Raw genomic sequence first — 26,611 nt, 5'->3', positions numbered from 1 at the left:
GCTGACGTGGTCGAGCGTACGCCCGCGCCCTGCCGATGGCGAGGACTAAAACGCCGCGCACGAGCACCGCGCTTGCGCCTTAAGTCCCGGCCCGCGCTGACATAAAGCTGGCTATTGCCGCGCAAGGAGCGCATGGTCGCGACCAGCTGGCGTCGGTTGGGGCCCCTTCTTTGCGAAAGGCAGGCGCGCATGACCATCCGTTCGCGGCGAGAAACCATCACCTTCAAGCATCCATTCCACATCCGCGGCCTCGAACGCGAATTGCCGGCCGGCGCCTATGAGGTCGTCACCGACGAGGAGATGATCGAGGGCCTGTCGTTCGCGTCCTATCGCCGCGTCGCCACCATGATCACGGTGCCCTCCGAAGGCGTGCGCGGTGCGACGGAGATGCTGTCGATCGGCTCGGTCGATTTGGCGGATGCCCAACGTATCGATGCGAGTGCGGCAAATGACTGACATCCCGGTCGACCTCGACAGCCACCGCGGCATGGCCGCCCAGAAGGCAACCGATCTGCGCCGCGCGCTGGCCGATGTCGAGGCCCAGGTCAGGGAGCTGCGCGAGCGCGAGGCCGATCTCGAAAACCGCATGATGTCGGTGCCGGCCGCGTCCTGGCCGGAGGCCGCCGTGAAGGCCCGCCATCTGCTCAACCTCTATGCCGCGAGCCTGCCCGCCGAGGACACCCGCCATCGCGCGCTGGTGGCCGCCCTGTTCGACGATTTCGCAAGGCTCAACGGCGACGGCTGACGGCGAGCCAAGTCGTGGCGCCATCGCGAAACGCTCGCAAACACACCCGTCGTCCCGGCGAAGGCCGGGACCCATAACCACCGAAGTCAGTTGTTGTGCAGGCTTGTGCCACAGCGTGCTTCGAAGGCTGACCGGCGCCCCGGTGCGCAATTGCACGCCGCGCGGACGCAGAAGGAGTACCCCATGACGCTCACCAGCAGCCGCTTCATCGCCCACGACCAGGACCGCGGCATCGTCCAGTTCTCGATGCAGGACGGCGCAAAGGAGATCGCCTGCGCGATCTCCACCTCCGCGATGGACGACCTCGAGCGCGGCCCGCGCGCCAGGCCCAGCGAGCGCGAAGAGCAGTTCACGCGCCTGCGCGAACGCATCGAAGCCTGCACCGGACGCAAATATCAGGCGACGGAGTTCGAAGGCACCCCGCCGGGGATCGTGCTGCGGAGCATTGATTTTCGGGGGTAGGAGGGCGGACCGCATCTCGGCTCCGTCATCGTGACTACCCTAGATCGTAGACCACGCTCGCTGCGCCGCGCCTGTCCGTCTTGCTGTCAGCCATAAAGCTTCAGGACTTGTGGAGATATCGCTGCCGGAGTCGCCACACCAATGCCGCCGATTTTCGGTGTGGTGTTGCGGTCGAACTCCACAGGTCAGTCCCTTCCAGAGACGCTCCCGGCGAATATCGTGTATCGATAGGGAATTGAGCAAGAGAACGCGTACTTCCCCCTTTGCCGCAAGTGTGTCGGGTAGCTCCCTACTTCAGTGATAGTTGCGTCGCCAGGGAGAGACGACCAAGCTTAGTTGCAGCAATCGTGACTGAATGAACAAAGTTGGTCTTAGTCATGAGGTGCACTATCTTTGATTTCGGGTCGCCGGCGGCGGCGTGCTCCTTCTCTTTCCGCTCGACATAGACTTCGAAATGTTCTGGATAGACTCCGTCGCGCCCTAGGTAAAACATCGCTTCCAGCTCGCTCAACTTTGAGCCCGAAATCTTTTGGTGGACCGCATCAATGACGGTGACCATCTCCTTCTGTTCCTCATTCATCCTTTCAACCCAAGCCCGGTCGAACGCTTTCACGGAGCCTCCTCCCTCGCGGACCTTGGGGTGTATTCGCCTCCACTGTTCTGCGGTCCACACGATCTCTTCGTCAGAGAGGTGGAGGAGGCCAGTCTCAATCCCAAGAATGGCTCTGGTCTCGCGCGCGGTTTGAATCGCGTCCAGTGCCTGAGAGAACTGTCGGTTTGAGAGATTAAATCTAATCTTGACTGATGCCTTTTGTATATCGAACGAAGCGCTGCGCCAGAACTCCCTTCTCGGCATGAGATGGGCAATTGCCACGAGATCTCGTCGAGAGCAGCCTTTTGTGAAAAGGCCGGTTCGGCGCTCCTCAGCGAAAGAGACGACTCGGTTCTTCAGCACGTCGATTATACTCGAGAGATCGGTGAGACTCGTCTGAATGACCTGGAGATTTGCAAGGGAATATGCAGAGAGACTTGGATCACTAAACTGATTGAGCGGATATCGAAGTTCCTGGCCATCACGGTCGATTCGCGAGAGGCTGTCCACGAACGGCTTGAGGGCTGCGAGTTTCTTGCAGATCACTTCGTCTCCCACCGATGCGCGATCGAGTCGCTCCCAATATGCGCGGATATTGTGCGTGGGACGACCTGAAGCTCGCGGTACCACCGCCGCCCTCTCTAGATAGCTTGTGGCAAATTTCAACACGAGTTCGACTGCGTGTCGGGCATTGTAGAGAATGGGTAAAATTAGTGTGTCGCGCTTCGCTAACAGGTTGTTCTCAATCACAATTTGAGACAACTGCAAGGCGGCATCGACGTATCCATCTAGATAATTCTCCTCATCACCCTGCTCGCCAATGCAGGCATTCCATTTTGGGTCGGGGTGCCGCTTGAAGAAGGGGTCATCCGCGTACGGGTCCAAGTCCGAGTCCGCCACGTTGATTCCTTCCGGCCCTGTCATGACGGTGGGGAATGGAGTGGTTGGATTAAATAGCCGGGAAAAATGAGCGCTTCGCAATCCAAGCCTACGATGATGCCTTTCAATAGCGTCAAATCCTCGCTCGTCGAAAAGATGACCTGTTGCCCTCGTGACTTTGCAGACGAAGCCCGCTGAAGCAGTTGTTGGAAGCTAACTCTTGCGGAGGATTGTTGCCTTGGTTCGTCAAACACGAGCAAGCCAGGATGGTTAGTTGTCTCCAGGCTGGCTAGCTCAAGCAAGCCGAGCTGATACGCCCACTTAAGCCGGATTGCGTCGCTTGCGGATGTTTCAAATCCAATTTCGAAGCCCTCCTTTTGGGGCCTATAACTATCGTCAGAAATTCCGACTTCATTGGGATCAAATGTGCTGAAGCCAAATTGTTTCGTTTGCTCCCGAACGATCCGAGTTAGCTGGGCCAGCTTGTAAGTGTCGTCTGAACTAAGTTTCTCGCGCGGTAGCGCGGCTTGTTCGGCCAATAGTCTCGTATATTCTTGGCAAGCAATCCCAAGTCGCTCGATTGCGCGTTGAAAAGCCGTTTCTATCTCCTCTAGTTCGCGTAGGCGGTTTTCAGTGCGAACTCGCTCTTCGACAGCAGCAAGTGATGGAGAGGTGTTCGGCGAGATCAGGTCGGTCCGAAGCGAGCGGATGCGCGCATAGAGTTCCGTTAATTCTTTATCTGAGGCTTCTGTATCTCGATTCAGTGATGTGCTGGCTTCTAGCTCTCGAGCGAGGATATCTTTGAACATTCTGAGCTCAGAGCGAAGGTACTCAATATTGTCTTCGATTGGCATTACTGCCGAGAGAGCCTCTTGTCGCAGAAGGGTGTCGATCAATGCCTGCTCGCACGTCGGGCAGCGGTCGGGAGTAAGCTCAACCATGCTGCCGGAGTAGCGTTGAAGCTTTTGGACATCGAGGTTCTTCTGCAAGTCCTCCTCCAACGACCTTATCCGCCGACCTAGGGAGGCCATGTCTGCATCTTTAAGCTGTTTGGTGCCATGAGCGGATAGCCTGGTGGCGTTCAGCTCATCTACTCTTTGGCTTAGGAGGCCCAATTCCTCACCTAGCTTATCGGCCGAGGCCCCCACTTCTGGAATCGGGGCATTGCCCAGCGTCGATACGCGGGCTCGGAGTCGAGTCATGAGAACATTAAGATAAATCCATTCCGTGTTGTCGGCGATTAGCACGTGGGCTTGGCGCAAGTCGTCAAGGATTGAAGTCTGTTTAAGGGGAAGGGCTTCAATCCTGCCGCCGATCCTGCGGACAGTACGATCAATGTCTTCCAAGCAAGAACGCCACTCGTGTGCGTTCGTAGCTAGCTGTTCGGTGATCTGCTGGCGAAGAAGCTCTAGACGAGGAACGTCGAGATCCATGATAAACTCAACCGCTCGTTTGTGCACTTCGCGAATCCGCAGATACGTTGGGATTGCCGCCGGAATAGCGGACCAGCCAATCTTCTGCTCCACCCAAAATAATGGGAATACTGTTTCCAGATACAGTTTGCCGTCAGCGGCATCGTATCGCTTAACCGTTGGAAGCTCCCATCCAATGAAATTTTCTAAGAAGCGGTGGAAGCCGTCCTCGCGCGAGGCGGCGCCAGGATCGCTAACAAAGAAGTTTCTACGAGCCGGCTTCGCGTCGGACGCCGTCAATGTCGGCCCGAAATCAACTGTGACTAGGCGGTTGTCGAGTTGTGATTTCACGGGTCGTTGGATTGTAATTATCTGGCCGGCGCCATTCTCGACTTCTAATGCGACGTTAGATTCGAGTACCGCGTGTCGTTCTCTATGGCTGTCCTCGACGTAGCTCGTCATGGCATGTGGCAGTGGTATTTCTCGTCGAGGGCTGAGCATTCGCTCCATACCCAAAACGTAAAGCATTGCTTGCATACAAGTTGACTTGCCTTTGGTGTTGTCCGCCCAGATCACGGTCAACCCAGCGCCAAATGCAAGGTCGGCGCCATATAAGCCTCCCGAAGTTTCAGCGCGCAACCGCAGGTGCCTCAGGCGTAGCATCAAAGCAGATCCTCCATTCGCCAGATTCGTCGGAGTAGGGCTTCCGTGACTCTAGGTGCCACATCCTTCAGGAACGCGCATTCTTCCGAGAGAGCGCCGCTCTGTTGAATTTGATCCGCAACCGCAATGCCTTTGTCAGTCAGGGAAACGGCTTTCCCCTTGTCGACGGAAACGACGCCAAGCGCGTAGCCGTAGGAAATCGCTCTATTCAGCCAAGGTTCTACTCGAACCGAGAGATCTGATGGCCGGAGTTCGGCGCGGAGCAGCGCCCTTACATCGTCACGCCCCTCAGCTATTCGAACGGAGTGCGCCAAGAATTGAAGCTTTTGGAAGCTCGCCTTTTTTCCTCGGCTGTAAAGCAGGCTTAGAAGAAGTACAGATATGCCCCAAGACATCCTCAGGTCGCCAGCGATTGGCTCCGGTCGAGGTTTGAATGAAAATGGAGCGTCGAACAATTTCCGTAGCGGGGTCTCAATTGGCATTGTGTTAAAAATCCAGTGGGCATCTCATGATCCATTCGGAGATTGTCCCTAACGCAATATGCTGCACGAGATCATCAGAAAGACTCGGCGCGGCAGTCGCGATGGAGCCGATCAAACTATCAATTTCAGTGTTGAGAATTGAGGTCGGCGTGGGGCCGCCTTTAGGTCCGGCGAAACTCAATCTTCTGGAATGGTTTGCTACGACCGAAACGATTTGTTCGTGAAGGTCCGGCGCGCTTGAACGCAGAGCATCGAGTACAGATTGTCCTTGAAGAAACGATTTCGCAGCTTCTGCGACCGCGTCTTGGACCTCTTTCGAGCCTGTTCGCTTAGCCAACTTGTGTGTTGCGTTGGCGACAAGATTTGCCGATCCAACTTGCCAGTGGTCCAATTCCTCAGGAGTTGGTGGAGGAACGTTTAATCGAATAGTATTCAGCGTGATCATTCCTGCCGCGACAGCGCCAGTCGCAAACCACGCGAGGTCGTGAATGCCGACTTCAATGCTGCTATCGAGGTGGGGACAATTGAGCTTTCGAAGCTCGGTAGTTTTCTTTGCGCAATGCAGATTGACTTCTTTGCTGTCATGCAAAGGCGCTAAGAGTATCCAATGCTTGATCTTGTTGCCTAGGAATAGCTTCGAGATATCCGACGAGTTCGCAACCAGCTTACTCGTGTCTGTCGTGATCTTGGTCTTCTGCCGATCCGCGCGAGTCGCAATGTCGATGGGTTCTCGAACTGCGTAACATTGATAGGCAGCCAACTCGGATACGCAGATGTAGTCGAGGCCCAGGTCACCTTTGTGAGCCGCAGGGATCTTGTGCACGCTCAGCGCACCGTGCCTGTTCTGCAATAGGCTCAGTGCGAACGTTTCCCAGTCGTCTGGATTCCAGACCTGAACCGCATTCGACACGCGGCTTTCCCCCCATGTTCTGAAACAGTTGCACGATTGAGGAGGCGGTACAACCCAGCCGAGTGGCGTAGCTTCGCGTGCTACATAACAAAAACGGCCGGATCTTCCGATCCGGCCGCAATGCAAAACTCTTCCGGCTAAGCCTACGCCTCGTGACGCAGACCCTCGCCCAATTCGAAAACTCTTAGCTCGCCTTCTTCTCCGGCGCCGGCGTCGGGCCGACCTTCTTCTGGATGGCGCGCTTCAGCTCGAGGGCGCGCGGCGACAGCACAGCGGCCTTGGCCTTGAGCAGGAAGGGGTCGAGGCCGCCATTGTGGTCGACGCTCTTGATCGCGTTGGTGGAGACGCGCAGGCGCACGTTGCGGCCCAGCGCTTCGCTGATGAAGGTCACGTTGACCAGGTTCGGCAGGAAGCGGCGCTTGGTCTTGATGTTGGAGTGGCTGACCGTGTGGCCGACCTGGGGGCCCTTGGCCGTCAATTCGCAGCGGCGAGACATGGCAAAATCCTCAATCTTTCCCAACGATGTGCGGCCGCCATTCGGGGCGCCACGGGCAAATTCTCTGTCCTTGCAGGGAGCGGGCGGACGTATAGGGGGGAAGCGGCGGGACGTCAAGGTTTTGGCTGCTGTTTTCGCCTCTCCCCGCCTTGCGGGGAGAGGCCGGAATGCGCGCGATTAGCGCGGATTCCGGGTGAGGGGGAGTCTCCGCGAGGGCGCTGTGGGTTGAGTGTACTCAATTCTCACCTCCCCCCAGGAGAGCCCCCTCACCCCGACCCTCTCCCCGCAAGCGGGGCGAGGGGGAAGAGGTGGCGGGGTGAGGTGCGCGGTTCTGACCCGCCCCCATCACCAAAACGGCAATGATTATCGCGCCTTACCATCACATAAAGGGCGTATTCGCGCCCGAAGAGTCCGGTGGAGTTCCGGACGCCGATAGGCCCGGACACATTGCTTGGCGCGGTTTTTGGCTTAAGTAACAACCGTTCGCGCCCCGATTGGATTGTTTCGTGCTCACAACGCCTCATCTTGCGCCAAGCCTGCGCTCAATGGAGCTACGCGCAAGTCATCCGCGCTCTGCCGGCCGCTGGGTCATGGCGGCCCTTTTCGGGCTGGTTTTGGCGTGGGCGGCGGAGCCCGCGGCGGCGCAGGGCAAGCTCGAGGCGCAATACGAGGCGACGCTGGCGGGCATTCCGGTCGGCAAGGGCGCCTGGAATATCGACATCCAGGATGATGTGTTCGCGGCCGCGGCCTCCGGCGGCACCTCGGGGCTGCTGAAATCGTTCGCGGGCGGGTCCGGCACCGGCGCCTCGCAGGGCCGCGTGGTCAACGGCGCGCTGGTCGCGACCGGCTACCAGGCCTCCACCACCACCTCGAAGAAGACCGAAGAGATCCGCATCACGCTCGACAAGGGCAATGTGAAGGATTTTGCCATCCTCCCGGAGCCGCCGGTCGATCCCGACCGCATCGTCGTCACCGACGCGCATCGCCGCGGCGTCTGGGACCCGATGACGGCCTCGCTGGTGCGCGTCTCAGGCACCGGCGACGTGCTGTCGGCGGACGCCTGCCATGGCAGCGCCGCCGTGTTCGACGGCCGCATGCGCTACGAGCTCAAGCTCGATTTCAAGCGCATGGAAAACGTCAAGGCGGAGAAGGGCTATCACGGCCAGGTCGTGGTCTGCTCGCTGTATTTTGTGCCCATCGCCGGCTACATCCCCGACCGTCCGGTGATCAAATATCTCGCCGCCCAGCGCAACATCGAGGTCGCGTTCGCGCCGATCGCCGGCACGCGCATCCTGGTCCCGTTCTGGCTGAAAGTGCCGACCCCGCTCGGGCCGGCCATGCTGGAAGCAACCAGCTTCATCACCACGGCCCAGCCGCCCAGGGTCGCGAAGACGCAGTAGGCCGGGCTGTCGTAGCCCGGCCCAGCTGCCGTAGCCCGGATGGAGCGCAAGCGTAATCCGGGGTTCTTTGCTTCGGCCCCCCGCATTACGCTCCGCTTCATGCGGGCTACGGCACTGCCTTCTTTGTGAAAATAAACACAAGCAATTTCAATGACATCCCTACTGTGCATGGGGTTGTTTTCGCGCTTTTGTTTTGGAAGGGGCGGGGAGCGGGAATCCAATTGACTCCTCCCCGATTCTGATTCGACTCCGCGCCGTCCCCAGCTTTAACGATTCCGCCATCGAAACGACGCTTGTGCGGCGGGGCAAAACTCCATCTAGTGCGAACCCAATAAGCCTCCCGCGACATCTTGCGAGAACGGAACAGGACTCAAGGGGGAGTCAGCGATTCGGCCGCGATTCGTTCTCAACTCGTTCCGAAGCTTAAAGCCAACGGGAAAAGCGTCGCAAAGTGAGACAGTTGCGCGGGATCTGGGGAGCTCTCTCGTCCCCCTCGCCCCGTTCTTACGGGGAGAGGGTTGGGGTGAGGGGCTGCTGCCACGGAAGCGGTGACAGACGGACTCGCGGAGAGCCCCCTCACCCGGCGCTTCGCGCCGACCTCTCCCCGCAAGCGGGGCGAGGTGACTTCCGAGACCTTCGCGCCACCGCCCCAAAACAGCACTGACATTCGCCCCAATCGCCATTACCTAGTCCCCCAGATGCCTTTTTCCTCCTCCCCCTTCGCTTCCGAGCGGCTTCCCGGCGCCGGCGTCACTGCGGTGCTTGGTCCCACCAACACCGGCAAGACCCATCTCGCCATCGAGCGGATGCTCGCGCATCCCTCCGGCATGATCGGGCTGCCGCTGCGCCTGCTGGCGCGCGAGGTCTACAACAAGATCGCAGCAAGGGTCGGCCCCGACGCCGTCGCGCTCGTGACCGGCGAGGAGAAGATCAAGCCGAAAGCGCCGCGCTATTGGGTCTCGACCGTCGAGGCGATGCCGCGGGATCTCGACGTCTCCTTCCTCGCGGTCGACGAGGTGCAGATCGCATCCGATCTGGAACGCGGCCACGTCTTCACCGACCGCATCCTCAACCGCCGCGGCCGCGACGAGACGCTGCTGCTCGGCGCTGCGACCATGCGGCCGATCATCGAGCGGCTGTTGCCGGGCGTCTCCATGATCACGCGGCCGCGGCTGTCGCAGCTGGAATTCGCCGGCGACCGCAAGATCACGCGGCAGCCGCGCCGCACCGCCATCGTCGCCTTCTCCGCCGACGAGGTCTACGCCATCGCCGAGCTGATCCGCCGCCAGCATGGCGGTGCCGCCGTGGTGCTGGGCTCGCTGTCGCCGCGCACCCGCAACGCGCAGGTCGCGATGTTCCAGAACGGCGAGGTCGATTACCTCGTCGCCACTGACGCCGTCGGCATGGGCCTCAATCTCGACGTCGACCACGTCGCCTTTGCCTCCGACCGCAAGTACGACGGCTACCAGTTCCGCCGGCTGACGCCGTCCGAATTCGGCCAGATCGCCGGCCGCGCCGGCCGCGCCACCCGCAACGGCACCTTCGGCACTACCGGCCGCTGCGCGCCGTTCGAGCCCGAGCTGGTCAATGCGCTGCAGAACCACACCTTCGACCCCGTGAAGGTTTTGCAATGGCGCAATTCGAAGCTGGATTTTGCTTCCCTCGGCGCGCTCCAGGTCTCCCTGAACCTGGCCCCCGGCCATGAGGCGCTGACGCGCGCGCCGATCGCCGAGGACATGCGCGTGCTCGACCACGCCGCCCGCGACGCCGAGGTGCGCGATGTCGCACATGGCAAGGACGCCGTGGAACGGCTGTGGGAGGCCTGCCAGATCCCGGATTATCGAAAGCTGTCGCCGGCCGCCCATGCCGAGCTGGTCACCACGCTCTACGGCTTCCTGATGCGGAAGGGCTGCATCCCCGACGCCTGGTTCAGGACCCAGATCGACCAGGCCGACCGTGTCGACGGCGATATCGACACGCTGTCGGCCCGGATCGCGCAGATTCGCACCTGGACCTTCGTCGCCAACCGTCCCGACTGGCTGAAAGACCCGGAACGCTGGCAGGGGATCGCCCGCGAGGTCGAAAATAAATTATCGGATGCGCTCCATGAACGCTTGACTGAGCGTTTCGTTGATCGCCGGACCAGTGTATTGATGCGCCGCCTGCGGGAGAACACGAGCTTGAATACGGAAATCGGCAAGACCGGCGAAGTCATCGTCGAAGGCCATGTCATCGGCCGCCTCGATGGCTTCACCTTTGCACCGGATGCGGCGGAAGCCGGCTCCGATGCGAAAGCGTTGCAGGCTGCAGCGCAGGCCGTGCTCGCCGGCGAGATCAACGCGCGCGCCGAAAAACTGGGCAATGCGCCGGACGAGCAGTTCGTGCTGACCTCGGAAGGCATGATCCGCTGGACCGGCGACGCCGTGGCGCGGCTGTCTGCCGCAGAGGACGCGCTGCATCCGCGCATCCGCATCATCTCCGACGAACGCCTCACGGGCGCCCCCCGCGACAAGGTGCAGGCCCGGCTCGAGCTCTGGCTCAAGACGCACATCGAAAAGCTGCTCGGGCCGCTGTTCGAGCTCAGCAAGGCCGAGGACGTCACCGGCATTGCCCGCGGCATCGCCTATCAGCTCGTCGAGGCGCTCGGCGTGCTGGAGCGCCCGAAGATCGCCAACGAGCTGAAGGACCTCGACCAGCCCTCGCGCGCGACCTTGCGCAAATACGGTGTCCGCTTCGGCGCCTATCACCTCTATTTCCCCGGCATGCTCAAGCCGGCCGGGCGTGCGCTGGCCGCGCTGCTCTGGGCGCTGAAGCAGGACAATGTCGATCCCTCCGCGCTGTCGGGCGCCCAGCATCTGGCGAGCTCCGGCCGCACCTCGTTCCCGGTCGACAAGCAGCTGCCGCGCGATGCCTATCGCGTGCTCGGCTACAAGCAGGCCGGCGAGCGCGCCGTGCGCGTCGACATCCTGGAGCGCCTGGCCGATCTGATCCGTCCAGCGCTGGCCTGGCGCGAGAACGCGTCCGGCGAAAAGCCCGCCGGTGCATTCGACGGCCGCAGTTTCGTGGTGACGCAGGCGATGACGTCGCTCACCGGTTCGGCCGGCGAAGACTTTGCGTCGGTGCTGCGTGCGCTCGGCTACCGCATGGACAAGCGTCCGCCGCTGCCGGCGAAGCCGGTTGTTGCCGAGGCGCCTGTTGCTGAAGCCTCCAGCGAAGAGACGCCCGCAACCGAAACGCCGGTCGAGGACGCCGCAGCGCCCGCCGAAACCGCGATCGAAGCCGCCGCCGAGCCTGTGACCGTCGAAGACGCGCCCGGCATGGAGCAGCATGACGAGCCCGCGCCTGAAGAGCCGGCGCTCGAAGCTTCCGTTACACCGGAAGACGCTCCCGGCATCGCGCCACCTGCGGAAGAGGCTGTTGCTGCCGCTGAAGCTGCTGAAACCGCTCCCGCTGAAACTGTCCCCGCCGAAACCGCTCCTGCAGAGACTGCTGCAACCGAAGCCGCGGCGTCGGCCGATGCGGCAGCACCTGTGGAAGCCGCGGCCACGCCCGCCGAGCCCGAGCTCATCGAGGTCTGGCGTCCCGCCGGCCGTCACGATGATCGCAAGCCGCGCCACGAGCGCCATCGCAACCAGCGTCACCAGCCGCGTCCGCAGGCGGCGGCTGAAGCCGGCGCTGCGCCTGCCGAAGGCGAAGCCGCGCCTGCCGCCGACGGCGAGAAACGCGGTGAGCGTCATCGCCATGGCGGCGGTCATCGTCGCGATTCCGGTCGCGATGGCGGCAGGGACTTCCGCAAGCCGCGCGAAGGCGGCACCGAAGCCGCGCCGCGTCCGGAGGGGCGCGACGACAAGAACCGCCGCTTCGAGGGCAAGAATGGCGGCAACAAGGACCGCGACAACAAGGATCGCAACAACAAGGGCAAGTTCGGCGGCGATCGCGACAAGGGCCGCGACAATCGTGGCCGTGACCGCGACAAGGGCCGCGACCGCCAGGGCGGGCCGTCGTTGCGCCCCTACGCATCGAGCGCCACCCCGCGCGAGCGCGATCGTCCGGTCGATCCGAACTCGCCCTTCGCAAAACTCGCTGCGCTGAAGGAGCAGCTGTCCGGGCGTAAGGAGTGAGCCCACGACCGAGCGGCAGCGCATCGACAAATGGCTGTGGCACGCGCGGGTGGTGAAGGCGCGCACCTCCGCTGCCGAGCTTGTCGAGTCCGGCCATGTTCGCGTCAACGGCGCACGCGAGAAGTCGCCGGGGCATGCGATCAAGATCGGCGACGTGCTCACCATCGCGCTCGATCGTACCGTGCGCGTCTTGAAAGTCATCGCCTTCAACGAGCGCCGCGGCGACGCCGCCTCGGCCCGTGTGCTTTACGAAGAGCTCAGCGAAGGCCATCCGAATTCTCAGCGCAATTAATTGCGCTTTGAATTCATTTCTTGGTCGATCAAGCGCATAAAGCCGTCATGATCGGCCGTTCCTGAGCTTGCGGCGCCGGGCCATCCGCGCTACGCAAGCCGCGACTTTTAAAAGAGCTTTTCGGAGCGTTGGATGACTTACGTCGTCACTGAAGCGTGCATCAAGTGCAAGTACACCGACTGTGTCGAGGTCTGCCCGGTCGATTGTTTCTACGAGGGCGAGAACATGCTCGTCATCCATCCTGACGAGTGCATCGACTGCGGCGTGTGCGAGCCGGAATGCCCCGCCGATGCCATCAAGCCGGACACGGAACCGGGCCTGGAAAAGTGGCTCACGGTCAACGCCGACTACGCCAAGAGCTGGCCGAACATCACCCAGAAGAAAGAATCACCCGCCGACGCCAAGGATTTCGACGGCATGGAGGGCAAGTTCGACAAGTATTTCTCGGCGAACCCCGGTTCCGGCGACTAATTCGGGTCAAACTTAACCCTATTAGCGGCGTTATCGCCGAAAACCAGCCCTTAAGACCCCTAAATCATTGATTTTTGCGGGAAATGTGCTATATTGGGCACATTGAGCCGAACCCTGGTTAGCCCCGTCGGCCCCGTTGGGTTCCCGTGAAACCAAATGTCGAACAGGGGCGTGGCAGTTTCCGCGCGCAGGCTGTGTCACAGAAAACGCGTAAAAAGAGTACTTCAGCGAAGGCTTCCCATAAGGACGCCAAGAAAGTCGCCGCGGCCAGCCGTAGCGCATCCAAGGGTCGGACCGCGACGAAGGCGCCGGCTGCAAAGTCCTCGAAGAACAAAAGAAGCGCAATGCCTAACAAGACTGCCAAGCCGGCCGCGAAAGCGACCGTTGCCAAGCCTGTGGCCGCCAAGCCTGCCGCCAAGCCCGCTGTTGCAAAGACGCCCGCTGCCAAGGCTCCCGCTGCCAAGCCCGCCGCGCCGAAGGCTCCTGTTGCTGCTGCTCCTGCCAAGGCTCCTGTCGCTGTCGCGAAGCCGGCCGTGAAGCCCGCGGCTGTTGCGCCGAAGGTCGAGGAAAAGAAGATCGTGACCCAGCGTCAGGGCTTCAAGGCCAACGAATTCGTCGTCTATCCCGCTCACGGCGTCGGCCAGATCCTGGCCATCGAGGAGCAGGAGATCGCCGGCGCGAAGCTCGAGCTGTTCGTCATCAACTTCATCAAGGACAAGATGACGCTGCGCGTGCCGACCGCCAAGGTCGCCAATGTCGGCATGCGCAAGCTGTCCGAGCCCGCGCTGGTGAAGCGTGCGCTCGAGACCCTCAAGGGCCGCGCCCGCGTCAAGCGCACCATGTGGTCGCGCCGTGCCCAGGAATACGAAGCGAAGATCAATTCGGGCGACATCGTCGCGATCGCGGAAGTGGTGCGTGACCTCTATCGCTCCGAGTCGCAGCCGGAGCAGTCCTACAGCGAACGCCAGCTCTATGAAGCCGCGCTCGACCGTCTCTCCCGCGAGATCGCGGTGGTTCAGCACTCGACCGAGACCGAAGCGGTCAAGGAGATCGAGGCCCAGCTCGCCAAGAGCCCGCGCCGCACCGGCGCCAAGTCCGAAGCCGCCGAAGGCGAGGCCGATGCGGACGCCGAGGGCGATAGTGACGAGACCGAGGGTGGCGCCACGGTGGCCGACGAGGCCGCGTAAGCGTCTCGCGCGTCGATCGCAACAGATCAAAAGCCCGGCCGGTTGGCCGGGCTTTTTGTTTCGGAGGGACCGTCAGCGGGCCGAATTGCCTCTGAGCCTATGCGGTCCTGAGCGGGATCAAATCCGCGATGCGCTTCCCGAAGCGCCGCGCCCGGTCTCGCGGCGGTCTCCGCCCGCGTCAGTCGCAACCGTCGACCACCAAGCGCCCAACGCATCGATCAACGGCACCAATGTGTGGCCGGCGGCGGTCAGATCGTACTCGACCCTCAACGGATATCCGTCGAATTCCGTGCGGGTCACGATCCCGGCGTCCTCCAGTTTGCGAAGCTCGAGGGCGAGCATCCTGTGCGAGATGGTTGGATTGTCCCGACGCAAATCGCTGAACCGTTTGGTGCCCTGCTTCAAATAGTAGATCAGAAGCGTAGGCCACCGGCCGCTCAGGATCTGCATCACTTCCTCGATGGGACATCTCGAAACGAGGTCTTTCATCGGCGGACTCCAGGTTACAAAAATGTTCGCAATTTACTTGATGGAGCGAGCGACTAGGGTTCGGGACCGCTGCGCAGCGTGATCATCAGAAATCACGGAGAATAGATCGATGGACCCAATCCTACTTTACGGCTTCCCGATGGGAAGCTCCATGGGACTCGTTGCAGCTCTTGAATGGCTTGGCAGGCCATATCGCCTGTGTCGCGTCGACATGCTGGGCGAGATGCTGAGCCCGTCATACGCCGGGATCAATCCCCGACACGAGACGCCTGCACTCATCACGGACCAGGGCAATGTGCTGACGGAAACCATGGCGATCGCGGCTTGGCTCGAAGCCCGGGACATCGAACGGCGCATCAGCTTTGATCCGTTGTCGCCGCAAGCCGATCGCATGCACCAGCTGATGGCGTTCGTGAACACCGGCTTTACCGGTGCCTTCGCGCCGCTTTGGGTCGCAATGGAAGGCGTGGCGATGGACGACACCATGCGCTCGGCTTTGCGGGACTTCGGAAGGAGAAAGGTGATCGAACGCCACGACAAGCTCGAAGCCATGATCGAGCCGGCAAGATTCCTGCTCGCCGACCGGCCGACCCTCGCGGACGCCTTGCTGGCAGGTGTGGCGCGCTGGCTCGACTTCCACGCCGTTGCGGACAGGAGCCGCTGGCCAAAGCTGGCGGCGCTGCGCCAACAACTCGAGGCCGATCCCGGGGTCGTCTACGCCACCGCTGTGGAGAGCGGGAGCCATGATCCGGGACCAGGATCCTGCGCAGGCCATATCGCGCTGGCCGACGTCATCGCGCGATATGGCAAGCAAGCCTAACCAGCGGAGGGGAGGAGCGGCTTCGATCCGCTCCTCCCTACTTCACCGGCCGCTTCTCGAGCTTCCGCGCCAGCGTCCGCCGGTGCATTCCGAGCCGTCTTGCCGCTTCCGAGATGTTGAAATCGGTCTCGATCAGGGTCTGGTGGATGCGTTCCCATTCCAGCGTCTTGATCGATGTCGGCCGGGCGTCGAGCGCGACCTCGGCATTGCCTGCGGCCTTGTTGAAGGCGGCTTCGATGTCGTCGGTATTCGACGGCTTGGCGAGATAGTGGCATGCACCGAGCTTGATGGCCTCGACGGCAGTGGAGATACTGGCAAAGCCCGTCAGCACCACGATCAACATCTCCGGATCGTGCGTGTGCAAGAGCTCGACGCAGGCCAGTCCCGAGGCGCCGCCGAGCTTGAGGTCGACGACGGCATAGCCGAACGATCGCTCCTCCAGAACTTTCCGCACGTCCTCGATCGAGGCGGCGAGCACGACCTCGTAGTCGCGGCGCTCGAACGAACGCTTCAGGGTGCGCGCAAAGCCGGCATCGTCCTCGACGACGATGAGCGAACGGTCAGGCGTCAAAGCTGCCTCCGATCGCGAGCGTTGCGAGCGGCAGCGTGAGGCGCACCGTAGCGCCGCGCTTCCTGTGGTTCTCGGCGGTCACGCTGCCCCCTAGCTTGCGCACCACATTCACCACCAGGAATAGGCCGAGCCCGCCGCCGGCGCGGCCCTTGCTCGATTGATAGGGCTTTCCGAGCTGTGCCAGCATCTCCGGCGCAAAGCCGGGGCCGCGATCGCTGATCGACAGCACGAGATGATCGCCCTCGCGCCCGGCAACGAGCTCGACCCAGTCGCGCGAGACCTCGTAGGCGTTGTCGAGCACGTTGAAGATCACCTGCTTCAGCGCGACGTCCGAGACGATCGCGACGTCCTCGCCGAAGGTGTTGACGAAATACAGCGTGCGCGCCGAGCGCGCGTCGCGCCACTCATCCACCAGCGCGGTGACGAAAGCCGCCACCGTCGTCGGCGACGATCCCTCGCCGCGCGCTTCGCCCGCCGAGACCAGGATGCCTGTCACGATCGACTTGCAGCGTTGCAGTGAGGTCTCCATCTCCGCGAGGTCCTCGGCCAGCTCCTGATCGGCGGCGAGGTCGGGCATGCGGCGCCAGTCGCCGAGGATGACCGAGAGCGAGGCGAGCGGCGTGCCGAGCTCGTGAGCCGCGCCGGAGGCGAGCAGGCCCATGCGCACGATATGATCCTGCTCGGCGGCATGCTGGCGCAGCGCCGCCAGATGCGCATCGCGCTCGCGCAAATTCCTGTTGATGCGGGTGACGAACACCACCAGCAGCACGGCGTTGAGCACGAAGCCCAGCAGCATGCCGGCAACCGTGAGCGTGTAGGTCTCGCTCAGCGGGTTCGGCGGCAGATCGAGCGGCCGGTAGGCGACGGTCAGCCAGACGAAGCTCGCGCAGGTCAGCGCGACCAGCGACCAGGTCGAGCGGCCATCGAGCAGCACCGCGCCCAGCGTCACCTGGAGCAGGAACAGCGAGGTGAAGGGATTGGTGGCGCCGCCGCTGAGGTAAAGCTGCGCGGTCAGCGCGGCGACGTCCAGCATGAGGGCGACCAGCAGCTCGTTGTTGGTGATCGCGGCGCGATGGCGCACCCAGACCAGGCTGGAGATGTTGAGAAATATCAGTGCGCCGATCACCGCGCCCATCCGGGTGAGGGGCAGGGGGATGCCGAGCCACATATGCACGCCGCCGATGGTCACGATCTGGCCGACCACTGCGGTCCAGCGCAGCTGGATCAGCAGCGCCATGTTCTTGCGGTTGGTCTCGTCGTCGGTCGGCGCAGCGCCAATCAGCTCGCTGCGCGCGTCCGCCTGCGATTGCAGCGTGACGGCGCCCTGCGTTCTTCCGTCGTCAGGTGGGCTCGACGATCGTTCCAGCATCTGATCCCGTCCTGCGGGCGCCGGCATCGGAGCCGCCGACCGCTTCGTGGACGAAGCCGCTCCAGGGCTCCTTGCGGCGGAACAGCCCGCCGCCGAATGTGACGATAAGTCTGCCGGCCAGCATGAAAGCCAGGGCAAACCACGTCAGCGCGTAAATCAGGTGGTTATTGGGAAAGCTGATCACGGTCAATCCGGCGATTGGGCCGCTGCCGGATTGTGATCCAGCATCGGCATCGACGAAGAAGGGCGCGACATGGTCGAGGCCGCGTGCCGCCGCAATGGCGGTGACATCCCGCGAGTACCAGCGATTGTGCTCAGGCACGTTGGTCCTGAGGAATCCGCCTTTTGGCTCCGTCACGCGCAACAGGCCGGTGATCTCGACGGGGCCTTGCGGATTGCCATCCCGGCGCGTCGAAGCGTCGCGCCGGTCGGACGGCACGAAGCCACGGTTGACCAGGACCAGCGTGCCGTCGCTACGCTGAAGCGGTGTCAGCACCCAATAGCCCGGGCCTTCTTCCGTGACGGCCTGAACCAGCGTCTCGCGGTCATGCAGGAAACGGCCGGAGACGCTGACATGCCTGTATTCGTCGTTTGCGGCGGAGACGGTGGGCCATGCCGCCGGCGAGGGGATCGGCTGGGCCGGAGCATGAACGCGCTGCTCGACGCGATCGATCAGCGCCAGCTTCCAGGCGCGGCGCTCGACCTGCCAGACGCCGAGCGCGATCAGAAGTGCAATGGCCGTGAGCGAGAGGACCGTGAGCCACAAGGACGGGCGCGCAGCGTCGCCGCGCGTCCCGTTTGCCTTGCTCGTCACGGTCCGGGTTTCGTTCATTTCATCCCGGTCATCTGGTGGATCGGCATCATGTTGCTGTTGAGGTGGTTCATCACCCACAGAGAACCGGACAGGGCGATCACCACCATGACGATGGTGAAGATCAGAGCCATCATGCTCCAGCCGTTCTCGGACGTCGTGTTCATGTGCAGGAAGTAGATCATGTGCACGACGATCTGCACGACCGCGAAGGCCATGATGACGAGCGCGGTGATCTGCTTGCTCGGAAGCGCGCCGCTCATCACCAGCCAGAACGGGATCGCGGTGAGCACGACCGAGAGCACGAAGCCGAGCATATACGTCGAGAACGAGCCGTGCGCGTTGGCGTGGCTGTCGCCGTGGTGATGATCGCCCGCATGGGCGGCGTGAGTATCGGTGTTCATCGCAGAACTCCCAGGAGATAGACGAAGGTGAAGACGCCGATCCAGACCACGTCCAGGAAGTGCCAGAACATCGACAGGCACATCAGACGGCGGCGGTTGGCCTCGATCAGGCCGAACCTCCAGACCTGCACCATCAGGGTCACCAGCCAGATCAGGCCGCAGCTGACGTGCAGGCCGTGGGTGCCGACCAGGGTGAAGAAAGCGGACAGGAAGGCGCTGCGCTGCGGCGTCGCGCCTTCATGGATCATGTGGGCGAACTCAGACAGCTCGATGCCGATGAAGGCGGCGCCGAACAGGCCGGTGATCGCCAGCCAGATCTGGGTCTGCGCGATCTTGTTCTGCTGCATCGTCAGCATCGCAAAACCATAGGTGATCGACGACAGCAGCAGCATCGAGGTGTTGACCGCGACCAGCGGCAGCTCGAACAGATCCTTCGGCGCCGGACCGGCGGCGTAATTGCCGCCGAGCACGCCGAAGGTGGCGAACAGGATCGCGAAGATGAGACAGTCGCTCATCAGATAGATCCAGAAGCCGAGCGAGGTGCTGTAGCCTTCCGGATGCGGGTGTTCGTCGGCGAGGTAGAACACCGGCTCGCCGGTTTGCGTGGGATTGACAGCGACAGTCATTACTTGGCTCCGGCGAGCAGTTTGGTGCGCGCGTCCTCGGCCCGGATGACGTCCTCGGCCGGAATGTCGAAATCGCGGTGATAGTTGAAGGTGTGACCGATGCCGACGGCGAGCATCGCGATGAAGCTCGCGGCCGCCAGCCACCAGATGTACCAGATCAGGCCAAATCCCATCGCGGTGGCGAAGCCGGCGAGGATGATGCCGGTGCCGGTGCTGCTGGGCATGTGGATCGGCTTGAACCCGGTGAGCGGGCGCTGATAACCGCGCCTCTTCATGTCCCACCACGCGTCATTGTCGTGAACGACGGGAGTGAAGGCGAAGTTGTAGGCCGGCGGCGGCGAGGAGGTCGCCCATTCCAGCGTGCGCGCGTCCCAGGGATCGCCGGTGACGTCCTTGAGCTGCTCGCGCCTGAGGAAGCTGACGGCGAACTGCATCAGCATCGAGAGGATGCCGAGGAAGACCAGGAAGGCGCCAATGCCGGCGACGATGAACCAGATCTGCAGGCTCGGGTCGTCGAACACACGAAGCCGGCGGGTTACGCCCATCAGGCCGAGCACATAGAGCGGCATGAACGCGAGGTAGAAGCCCGTGACCCAGAACCAGAACGACAGCTTGCCCCAGAACGGGTCGAGCTTGAAGCCGAACGCCTTCGGGAACCAGTAACCGATACCGGCGAACGCGCCGAACACGACGCCGCCGATGATCACGTTGTGGAAGTGCGCGATCAGGAACAGGCTGTTGTGCAGGACGAAGTCGGCCGGCGGCACCGCGAGCAGCACGCCGGTCATGCCGCCGAGCACGAAGGTCAGCATGAATGCGATCGTCCACATCATCGGCAGCTCGAAGCGGATGCGGCCGCGATACATCGTAAACAGCCAGTTGAACATCTTCGCGCCCGTCGGGATCGAGATGATCATCGTGGTGATGCCGAAGAAGGAGTTGACGCTGGCGCCCGACCCCATCGTGAAGAAGTGGTGCAGCCAGACCAGGTAGGACAGGATGGTGATGACCACCGTGGCGTAGACCATCGAGGTGTAGCCGAACAGCCGCTTGCCCGAGAAGGTCGAGGTCACTTCCGAGAAGATGCCGAAGGCGGGGAGAACCAGGATGTAGACCTCGGGATGACCCCAGATCCAGATCAGGTTCACGTACATCATCGGGCTGCCGCCGAAATCGTTGGTGAAGAAGTTGGTGCCGACGTAGCGGTCGAGCGAGAGCAGCGCGAGCACGACGGTCAGAACCGGGAAGGAAGCGACGATCAGCACGTTGGTGCAGAGCGCGGTCCAGGTGAACACCGGCATCCGCATCATGGTCATGCCGGGACACCGCAGCTTGACGATGGTGCAGATCAGGTTGATGCCGGAAAGTGTCGTTCCGACGCCCGCGACCTGTAGTCCCCATATGTAATAGTCGACGCCGACATCCGGACTGTAGCCGATGTTCGACAGCGGCGGATAAGCGAGCCAGCCGGTGCGGGCGAATTCGCCGATGAACAGCGAAGCCATCACCAGCACCGCGCCGCCGACCGTCATCCAGAAGCTGAAATTGTTCAGGAACGGAAACGACACGTCGCGCGCGCCGATCTGGAGCGGCACGACGAAGTTCATCAGGCCGGTGACCAGCGGCATCGCCACGAAGAAGATCATGATCACGCCGTGGGCGGTGAAGACCTGGTCGTAGTGATGGGAATTGAGATAGCCCTCCGAACCGCCGAAGGCGAGCGCCTGCTGCAACCGCATCATCAGCGCATCGGCGAAGCCGCGCAGCAGCATCACGATGCCGAGGATCATGTACATGATGCCGATGCGCTTGTGGTCGACGCTGGTGAACCATTCGCTCCAGAGATAACCCCAGACGCGGAAATAGGTCAGGCCGGCAACCATGATGAGGCCGCCGGTCGCCACCACGGCAAAGGTGCCGACGACGATCGGCTCGTGCAGCGGCAGCGATTCGAAGGTAAGCCGGCCGAAGATGAGCTTGAGAAGATCAGGAGACATGCGGGATCTCTTTACGAATCTGACTTCGGACGTTGTCCGAGGAAGAAGGACGAGGACTTCAGCGGCGTGAAGGTCGGCCGCTTCAGGCCGGCGCCGAGGAGCGGCGCGGTGTCGACAGGTGCCGTGATGGAGGCGGTGGTCCTGCCCTGCGGAGCCTCGGGCGTGCAGGTGCCGGCGACGAAGCTCGGCTCCGGCCCAAGCGCCGTGCCGCGACGGGCGTACTTGTCGTAGGCCAGCGGCAGGGTGTTGTTCAGGCCCTCATGGCCGAGGCCGCCCTTGGCGTCGATCGCCATCATCTCGCTCTGGCACATCTTGCCGGTCTCGACGCACATGTTGAGGATCAGGCGGTAGAGATCGGAATCGACGGTGCCGAAGCGCCGCACCGGCTCGTTCTGGCTGGGCTTTTCGAGCTGGAGATATTCGGCGCGGCCGAGCGAGCCGCCGCCGGACTTGGCGCTGGCGATCCAGGCGTCAAAGCCCTTGTCGTCGAGGCCCTGGAAGTTGAAGTGCATGCCGGAGAAGCCGGCGCCGCTGTAGTTCGCCGAAAAGCCCCGGTAGGTGCCGGCGTGGTTCACGACGGCGTGGAGCTTGGTCTCCATGCCCGGCATCGCGTAGATCTGGCCGGCCAGCGCGGGGATGTAGAACGAGTTCATCACCGAGGACGCGGTGATGCGGAAGTTGATGGGACGATCGACCGGAGCTGCCAGATCGTTGACGGTGGCGATGCCGTAGTCCGGATAGATAAAGAGCCACTTCCAGTCGAGTGCGACGACGTCGACCTCGAGTGGGGCCTTGGACTGGTCCACGGCGCGGTCGGCATGAATGCGGCCGAGCGTGCGATAGGGGTCGAGCAGATGCGTGCCCATCCAGGTCAGCGCGCCCAGGCAAACGATGATCAAAAGCGGCGCCGACCAGATCACCAGCTCGAGGCTGGTCGAGTGGTCCCATTCCGGCTCGTAGCGGGCGTCGGCGTTGGACTGGCGGTAGCGCCAGGCGAACAGCACCGTCAGCGCCATCACGGGCACGACAATCAGGAGCATCAGGACGGTGGAGATGATGACGAGGTCGCGCTGCTGCGCGGCGATATCGCCGGCCGGCGCCAGCACGACGTAGTTGCAGCCGCTGAGCGCAAGCGCCAGGGGTAGCAGCGCCAGGATCTTGAAACGGGACACGGGCCGAGCCTTATGAGAATGAGTTTCTTTTGCGGGGCCAAGGGGTAGCTGCGGCGCAGCAATCCGGACATTGGACAATTTGTCCAATGTTGCAGTGCGGGATGTTGCGCCAGACAGGGCTAGATTGCCTGGCGCCTTGCCGGGCGGTCGGCTTTGGTTTTCAGGACGTTAAGGACGCACGAATGGCGATGGCACAGACCCCCGCAATGGCAGATCACTCGGGCGAGCACGGCCACGACCAGGCCAGTCCAGGCGAGATCGCTATCGGCGTCATCATCGGCCGCACCTCGGAATTCTTCGACTTCTTCGTCTTTGCGATCGCCTCGGTGATCGTCTTCCCGCGCCTGGTGTTTCCGTTCACGAGCGAACTGACCGGCACCCTCTATTCCTTCATGATCTTCGCGCTGGCCTTCATGGCCCGGCCGATCGGCACCGTCATTTTCATGACGGTCGACCGCGGGTACGGCAAGACGGCCAAGCTGATCTCGGCGCTGTTCCTGCTCGGCACCGCCACCGTCGCGATCGCGTTCCTGCCCGGCTATCACGAGATCGGCGCTGCCGCGATCTGGCTGCTGGCGCTGGCGCGCATCGCACAGGGTCTGGCCTGGGGCGGCGCCTGGGACGGCATGGCCTCGCTGCTGGCGCTGAACGCGCCGCCCTCGCAGCGCGGCTGGTACGCGATGGTGCCGCAGCTTGGCGCGCCGCTCGGTCTGATCGTGGCGAGCGGCCTGTTCGCCTATTTCGCCGGAAATCTCTCGGCCGACGATTTCTTCGACTGGGGCTGGCGCTATCCGTTCTTCGTCGCCTTCGCCATCAACGTCGTGGCGCTGTTCGCGCGCCTGCGCATGGTGACGACGGAAGAATATGCCTCGCTGTTCGAGACCCGCGAATTGCAGCCCTCGCGCATCTCCGAGACGGTCGCGCGCGAAGGCCAGAACATCATGCTCGGTGCGTTCGCGCCGCTGGCAAGCTTCGCGCTGTTCCACATGGTCACGGTGTTTCCGCTGTCCTGGGTGTTCCTGTTCACCCGCGAAAGCCCGGTGCGCTTCCTGATCATCGAGATCGTCGCGGCCGTGTTCGGCGTCGGCGCGATCGTGCTCTCCGGCGTCATCGCCGACCGCGTCGGCCGCAAGTCGCTGCTGATGGGATCGGCGATCGCGATCGCGATCTACAGCGGCTTCGCCCCGCAGCTGCTAGATGCCGGCGCGTTCGGCGAGACCATCTACATGGTGATCGGCTTCATCCTGCTCGGTCTGTCGTTCGGCCAGTCGTCGGGTGCGATCGCCTCGAACTTCAAGCAGGCCTATCGCTACACGGCCTCGGCGCTGACCTCCGACATGGCCTGGCTGTTCGGCGCCGGCTTTGCACCGCTGGTCGCTCTGTTGCTTGCGACTAATCTCGGCGTCATCGCCTCGGGTGCGTACCTGCTGTCGGGCGCATTCTGGACCTTGCTCGCGCTCTGGCTCAGCGGCCAGCGCGAGGCCGGCGATATGGACGCGGGGCGCTGATCGGGCGGAGCTTGTAGGGGGGGCAAAGGCGCGTAAGCGCCGTGCCCACCATCTTTCAACAATCCTGATCGGGAATGGTGGGCACGCTTCGCTTTGCCCACCCTACGGCTACCCGCTACGCGGCAGCCTCAATCCGCCACGACCTTCACACGATCGCGCACCTTCACCTGCGCGTTGCGATCGAGCCCGTTGAGGACGCGAAAACGCTCGGCCGGGTGATCGACGCCGGCCATGCGATGGGAGAGCGATTCCACGGTGTCGCCGGGCTGCACGGTGATGACCTTGATGCGCAGCGGGCGGGCGGCCTGGATCTCGTCGAGCGTCAGGCGGCGGAATGAACCGACGGTCTCGCGCGCATTGCGCTCGCTCTCGGTCGACTTCTGCCGCGCCGCGAAGATGAAGCGGTAGACGTCGCTGCCGAAGCGCAGCGCATAGACCTTGAACTGCCACTGGTCGCCCTTGGCGGTGGCGGACGCAGCCGGAAAACCGTTGATGGTGATGTCCTCGGTGGAGGCCTTCTCGACGCCCTCCATCCAGCCGGAATTCAGGTAATCGCCGAGCGACTGTTCGGCCGGCACCCGCACGACGTCGAAACGCATCGCCTGCGAGCCGCCGTCGCGCACGCCGATCACGGCCTGCGCGGTATTGTCGAGCGTAAAATTGTCCGGTGCCTGGAAGGTGAAGCCGAGCTTCGGATGCAGGAAGCGCCGGCCGCGGACAAAACCTTCGCTGGGGTCTTCGCCGTAGACGAGATTGTCGATCGCGGCGAGATAGGTCTCGCGGTCGCGCTCGCCGCCCTCTGGCGCAGCGTATTGCCGTGCAATGGTTTGCGCGTTTTGCACGCGCTCGGGCGTCGCCGGATGCGACGAGGTGAAATCCTGCGCGCGCGGATCGAGCGAGGTCTTGCCGACCTTCAGCTCGGCATTGCGCTCCATCGCCGAGAGAAAGCGTGCGGCACCATAAGGGTCGAAATGCGCCTTGGCGGAAATGCCGACGCCGACGCCGTCGGCCTCGAACTCCTGATTGCGCGAAAAGCTCGCCATGGTCAGCTTGGTCTTGGCGAGCGCAAGCGCCGTGAGATCGGGATCGTTGCTCATGTCGGTGACGACGCGGGTGACGATCGCCGCCTGGCGGGCCTGGTCCTCGCGCATCGCGGCGTGCTTGGACAGCACATGCGCCATCTCGTGGCTGAGCACGGAGGACAATTCCGACGTATCGCTCGCGAGCGCAAGCAGGCCGCGCGTGACATAGAGCTGGCCGTTCGGCAGCGCGAAGGCGTTCACCGCGCCGGAATTGAGGATCGTGACCCGGTAACCCTGATCGGGGCGATCGGACGCCGCGACCAGCCGATCGACGGTCTTGGTGACGAGCGATTCGAGCCTGGGGTCGTCATAGGTGCCGCCATAGCTCGCCAGGATGCGCTCGTGCTCCTTCTCGGTGGCGGGGGTCTGCGCGACGGCTGGCTTCGGCTTGGGCATCGCGACGGTCGGCGGGGCCGCCGCAGTCTGGAAGCGGCCCATATCGCCGCAACCGGCGAGCGCTGAACCCAGCACGAGGCATAGCGCAGCCGGCGCTGCCCGCAGGCGGCGTTCACCTCGTCCGTGCCGTCCTAGCACCCCATTCACGTCGCTTAACCCGTGCCTGGCCCCTTTTAGGGCCTTACCCCTGTCGGCTCGTTTGCGCCCAGCAACTCGATCTGTCCCACGAGGCGTATATCGATACGCGGCCCCGTATTCCCCTCAGCCCAGCCCCGGACACGAATACGTTTATTTTCCAGAGACTTAAGGCCGATCCCGGCGCTTTCGAACGCGGGTACCATGCGCTTTGAAATAGTCACGGCGAAGCCGCGTGTCCAGTTTCGTCCGAAGTTGAGGTAGGTCATTGCCCCAGCTTGCCGGACCGACAGGACTTTGCCCTCGACCACCACAAAACGCCCGATCCCCGCCAAAATATCGTCCGGACTTTCCGCGTTTTTTATGGCCGACGGGTCAGCCCAGCTGCCCTTTTTTTGGCGCCTCGCCTCGGCCTCCGCCGCCATCAGGGCGGCCGCGCAGTCCTTATCGGCGATCTCGGCGGAGACGATCGCGTCGCCCTGGGCGAGGAGTATCGCCTGCACGGAGATGTCGCTCTCGCCGACAAAGACCAGCGCGCCCTGACGGCCATAGCGGTCGGGCGTGTCGTCAGCGCTGCGCAAAATAACGTCGCGACCGACGAGCAGCGTGGTCAGCGCCTGCCTCGTGGTCGCGGTCGGCTCGATTCCGGTCAGACGGATTTCCCGGCCGTCATCGAGACGCAGACTGCGCGCATCGATCGCGGTGACGCGGCCTTCGCCCTGAGACTCGAACTGGCACGGCGTGGCGGACGCACCGCAAGCCGCGACCAGAAGACATGCGACGATGAGATGAAGCAGTCGCGTCACGTTGCCCGGAAAGGTTGCGTTGCGCTCCAACCATAACTCAAGCGCGGTGGGGCGCGAAGACTGTTTGTTCATACTCCGTCATTGCGAGCGCAGCGAAGCAATCCAGAGCCCCTCCGAGGAAAGATCCTGGATTGCTTCGCTGCGCTCGCAATGACGGCAGAGGCACTCTTCCGCATCTCGTCATTCCGCTTTGCGGAAAGCGCGTGTCGATCGTTCATCTGCATCGTCCCGCGCGCTTGCTGCGCTGTCGCGCATGCGGCATGATTGCGACAACACAAATAACCAAGCCGCCATTAGGGACAGGCGATCAAGG

Annotated in this window: 24 protein-coding genes; 10 read left to right on the top strand and 14 right to left on the bottom strand. The window is 62.7% G+C overall.

The features are described 5' to 3' along the window. Nucleotides 1-189 precede the first annotated feature (189 nt). From AC0L3U_RS17965 to AC0L3U_RS17955, 3 genes are all read left to right on the top strand, one after another. Complete coding sequence (locus AC0L3U_RS17965) at nt 190-456, top strand: hypothetical protein (protein ID WP_085351640.1); 267 nt, start codon at nt 190-192, stop codon at nt 454-456. Further along, a complete protein-coding gene (locus AC0L3U_RS17960) occupies nt 449-745 on the top strand; it encodes a hypothetical protein (RefSeq protein WP_456766645.1) in 297 nt (98 codons plus the stop codon). The genes AC0L3U_RS17965 and AC0L3U_RS17960 overlap by 8 nt, the downstream gene beginning before the upstream one ends. Before the next feature lie 183 nt (nt 746-928). Continuing rightward, the gene (locus AC0L3U_RS17955) at nt 929-1,207 is read left to right on the top strand and encodes a DUF1488 family protein (protein ID WP_018452941.1); all 279 of its coding nucleotides are present in this window, start codon (nt 929-931) and stop codon (nt 1,205-1,207) included. A gap of 289 nt (nt 1,208-1,496) precedes the next feature. On the opposite strand, the gene AC0L3U_RS17950 is transcribed toward AC0L3U_RS17955, so the two are convergent. From AC0L3U_RS17950 to rpmB, 4 genes are all read right to left on the bottom strand, one after another. Next, nucleotides 1,497-2,699: a hypothetical protein gene (locus AC0L3U_RS17950; protein WP_473362603.1), complete on the bottom strand. Its 1,203-nt coding sequence runs from the start codon at nt 2,697-2,699 to the stop codon at nt 1,497-1,499. Between the two features lie 20 nt (nt 2,700-2,719). After that, complete coding sequence (locus tag AC0L3U_RS17945; RefSeq protein ID WP_473362658.1) at nt 2,720-4,753, bottom strand: hypothetical protein; 2,034 nt, start codon at nt 4,751-4,753, stop codon at nt 2,720-2,722. A 486-nt stretch (nt 4,754-5,239) separates the two neighbouring features. Then, nucleotides 5,240-6,145 (bottom strand): hypothetical protein, encoded by a 906-nt coding sequence (locus AC0L3U_RS17940; protein WP_473362602.1) that lies wholly within the window; start codon nt 6,143-6,145, stop codon nt 5,240-5,242. 184 nt (nt 6,146-6,329) lie between these two features. Then, nucleotides 6,330-6,641 (bottom strand): 50S ribosomal protein L28, encoded by a 312-nt coding sequence (rpmB, locus tag AC0L3U_RS17935; protein ID WP_026232426.1) that lies wholly within the window; start codon nt 6,639-6,641, stop codon nt 6,330-6,332. Between the two features lie 590 nt (nt 6,642-7,231). On the opposite strand from rpmB, the gene AC0L3U_RS17930 reads away from it, so the two are divergent. From AC0L3U_RS17930 to AC0L3U_RS17910, 5 genes are all read left to right on the top strand, one after another. Then, the gene (locus AC0L3U_RS17930; protein ID WP_354063450.1) at nt 7,232-8,041 is read left to right on the top strand and encodes a DUF3108 domain-containing protein; all 810 of its coding nucleotides are present in this window, start codon (nt 7,232-7,234) and stop codon (nt 8,039-8,041) included. Between the two features lie 698 nt (nt 8,042-8,739). Beyond that, nucleotides 8,740-12,162 (top strand): helicase-related protein, encoded by a 3,423-nt coding sequence (locus AC0L3U_RS17925; protein WP_473362601.1) that lies wholly within the window; start codon nt 8,740-8,742, stop codon nt 12,160-12,162. Between the two features lie 22 nt (nt 12,163-12,184). After that, entirely contained in the window at nt 12,185-12,454 is a 270-nt protein-coding gene (locus AC0L3U_RS17920) for an RNA-binding S4 domain-containing protein (RefSeq protein WP_473362657.1), read from the top strand. A gap of 132 nt (nt 12,455-12,586) precedes the next feature. Beyond that, nucleotides 12,587-12,925, top strand: a complete 339-nt coding sequence (gene fdxA / locus AC0L3U_RS17915; RefSeq protein WP_007599264.1) for a ferredoxin FdxA — start codon at nt 12,587-12,589, stop codon at nt 12,923-12,925. Between the two features lie 344 nt (nt 12,926-13,269). After that, nucleotides 13,270-14,112, top strand: a complete 843-nt coding sequence (locus AC0L3U_RS17910; protein WP_473362600.1) for a CarD family transcriptional regulator — start codon at nt 13,270-13,272, stop codon at nt 14,110-14,112. Nucleotides 14,113-14,229: 117 nt separating this feature from the next. Here AC0L3U_RS17910 and AC0L3U_RS17905 read toward each other — a convergent pair whose 3' ends face one another. After that, nucleotides 14,230-14,601, bottom strand: a complete 372-nt coding sequence (locus AC0L3U_RS17905) for a winged helix-turn-helix transcriptional regulator (RefSeq protein ID WP_473362599.1) — start codon at nt 14,599-14,601, stop codon at nt 14,230-14,232. A 109-nt stretch (nt 14,602-14,710) separates the two neighbouring features. On the opposite strand from AC0L3U_RS17905, the gene AC0L3U_RS17900 reads away from it, so the two are divergent. Next, the gene (locus AC0L3U_RS17900; RefSeq protein WP_473362598.1) at nt 14,711-15,421 is read left to right on the top strand and encodes a glutathione S-transferase family protein; all 711 of its coding nucleotides are present in this window, start codon (nt 14,711-14,713) and stop codon (nt 15,419-15,421) included. Between the two features lie 37 nt (nt 15,422-15,458). Here AC0L3U_RS17900 and AC0L3U_RS17895 read toward each other — a convergent pair whose 3' ends face one another. The 7 genes from AC0L3U_RS17895 to cyoA are packed head-to-tail and all read right to left on the bottom strand — an operon-like array spanning nt 15,459 to nt 22,371. Continuing rightward, a complete protein-coding gene (locus tag AC0L3U_RS17895; protein WP_007599266.1) occupies nt 15,459-15,992 on the bottom strand; it encodes a response regulator transcription factor in 534 nt (177 codons plus the stop codon). Further along, complete coding sequence (locus AC0L3U_RS17890) at nt 15,982-17,361, bottom strand: ATP-binding protein (protein WP_473362597.1); 1,380 nt, start codon at nt 17,359-17,361, stop codon at nt 15,982-15,984. Before AC0L3U_RS17890 ends, AC0L3U_RS17895 begins: the two co-directional genes overlap by 11 nt. Then, entirely contained in the window at nt 17,333-18,193 is an 861-nt protein-coding gene (locus AC0L3U_RS17885) for an SURF1 family protein (protein ID WP_473362596.1), read from the bottom strand. Before AC0L3U_RS17885 ends, AC0L3U_RS17890 begins: the two co-directional genes overlap by 29 nt. After that, the gene (cyoD, locus tag AC0L3U_RS17880) at nt 18,190-18,576 is read right to left on the bottom strand and encodes a cytochrome o ubiquinol oxidase subunit IV (RefSeq protein WP_473362595.1); all 387 of its coding nucleotides are present in this window, start codon (nt 18,574-18,576) and stop codon (nt 18,190-18,192) included. Before cyoD ends, AC0L3U_RS17885 begins: the two co-directional genes overlap by 4 nt. Continuing rightward, nucleotides 18,573-19,202 (bottom strand): cytochrome o ubiquinol oxidase subunit III, encoded by a 630-nt coding sequence (gene cyoC / locus AC0L3U_RS17875; RefSeq protein WP_473362594.1) that lies wholly within the window; start codon nt 19,200-19,202, stop codon nt 18,573-18,575. The genes cyoD and cyoC overlap by 4 nt, the downstream gene beginning before the upstream one ends. Continuing rightward, complete coding sequence (gene cyoB, locus AC0L3U_RS17870; protein ID WP_473362593.1) at nt 19,202-21,199, bottom strand: cytochrome o ubiquinol oxidase subunit I; 1,998 nt, start codon at nt 21,197-21,199, stop codon at nt 19,202-19,204. The genes cyoC and cyoB overlap by 1 nt, the downstream gene beginning before the upstream one ends. A gap of 11 nt (nt 21,200-21,210) precedes the next feature. Further along, a complete protein-coding gene (cyoA, locus tag AC0L3U_RS17865) occupies nt 21,211-22,371 on the bottom strand; it encodes a ubiquinol oxidase subunit II (RefSeq protein ID WP_473362592.1) in 1,161 nt (386 codons plus the stop codon). A 182-nt stretch (nt 22,372-22,553) separates the two neighbouring features. Here cyoA and AC0L3U_RS17860 point away from each other — a divergent pair, with 182 nt between their 5' ends. Beyond that, entirely contained in the window at nt 22,554-23,879 is a 1,326-nt protein-coding gene (locus tag AC0L3U_RS17860) for an MFS transporter (protein WP_247464363.1), read from the top strand. A gap of 128 nt (nt 23,880-24,007) precedes the next feature. On the opposite strand, the gene AC0L3U_RS17855 is transcribed toward AC0L3U_RS17860, so the two are convergent. Both AC0L3U_RS17855 and AC0L3U_RS17850 read right to left on the bottom strand, forming a co-directional pair. After that, complete coding sequence (locus AC0L3U_RS17855) at nt 24,008-25,399, bottom strand: M48 family metalloprotease (RefSeq protein ID WP_018452960.1); 1,392 nt, start codon at nt 25,397-25,399, stop codon at nt 24,008-24,010. A 131-nt stretch (nt 25,400-25,530) separates the two neighbouring features. Continuing rightward, nucleotides 25,531-26,370: a thermonuclease family protein gene (locus AC0L3U_RS17850; protein ID WP_473362591.1), complete on the bottom strand. Its 840-nt coding sequence runs from the start codon at nt 26,368-26,370 to the stop codon at nt 25,531-25,533. Between the last annotated feature and the right edge of the window lie 241 nt (nt 26,371-26,611).

The sequence above is a fragment of the Bradyrhizobium sp. Kon69 genome (assembly GCF_055807515.1).
This window is presented reverse-complemented; position numbering and strand designations above follow the sequence as displayed.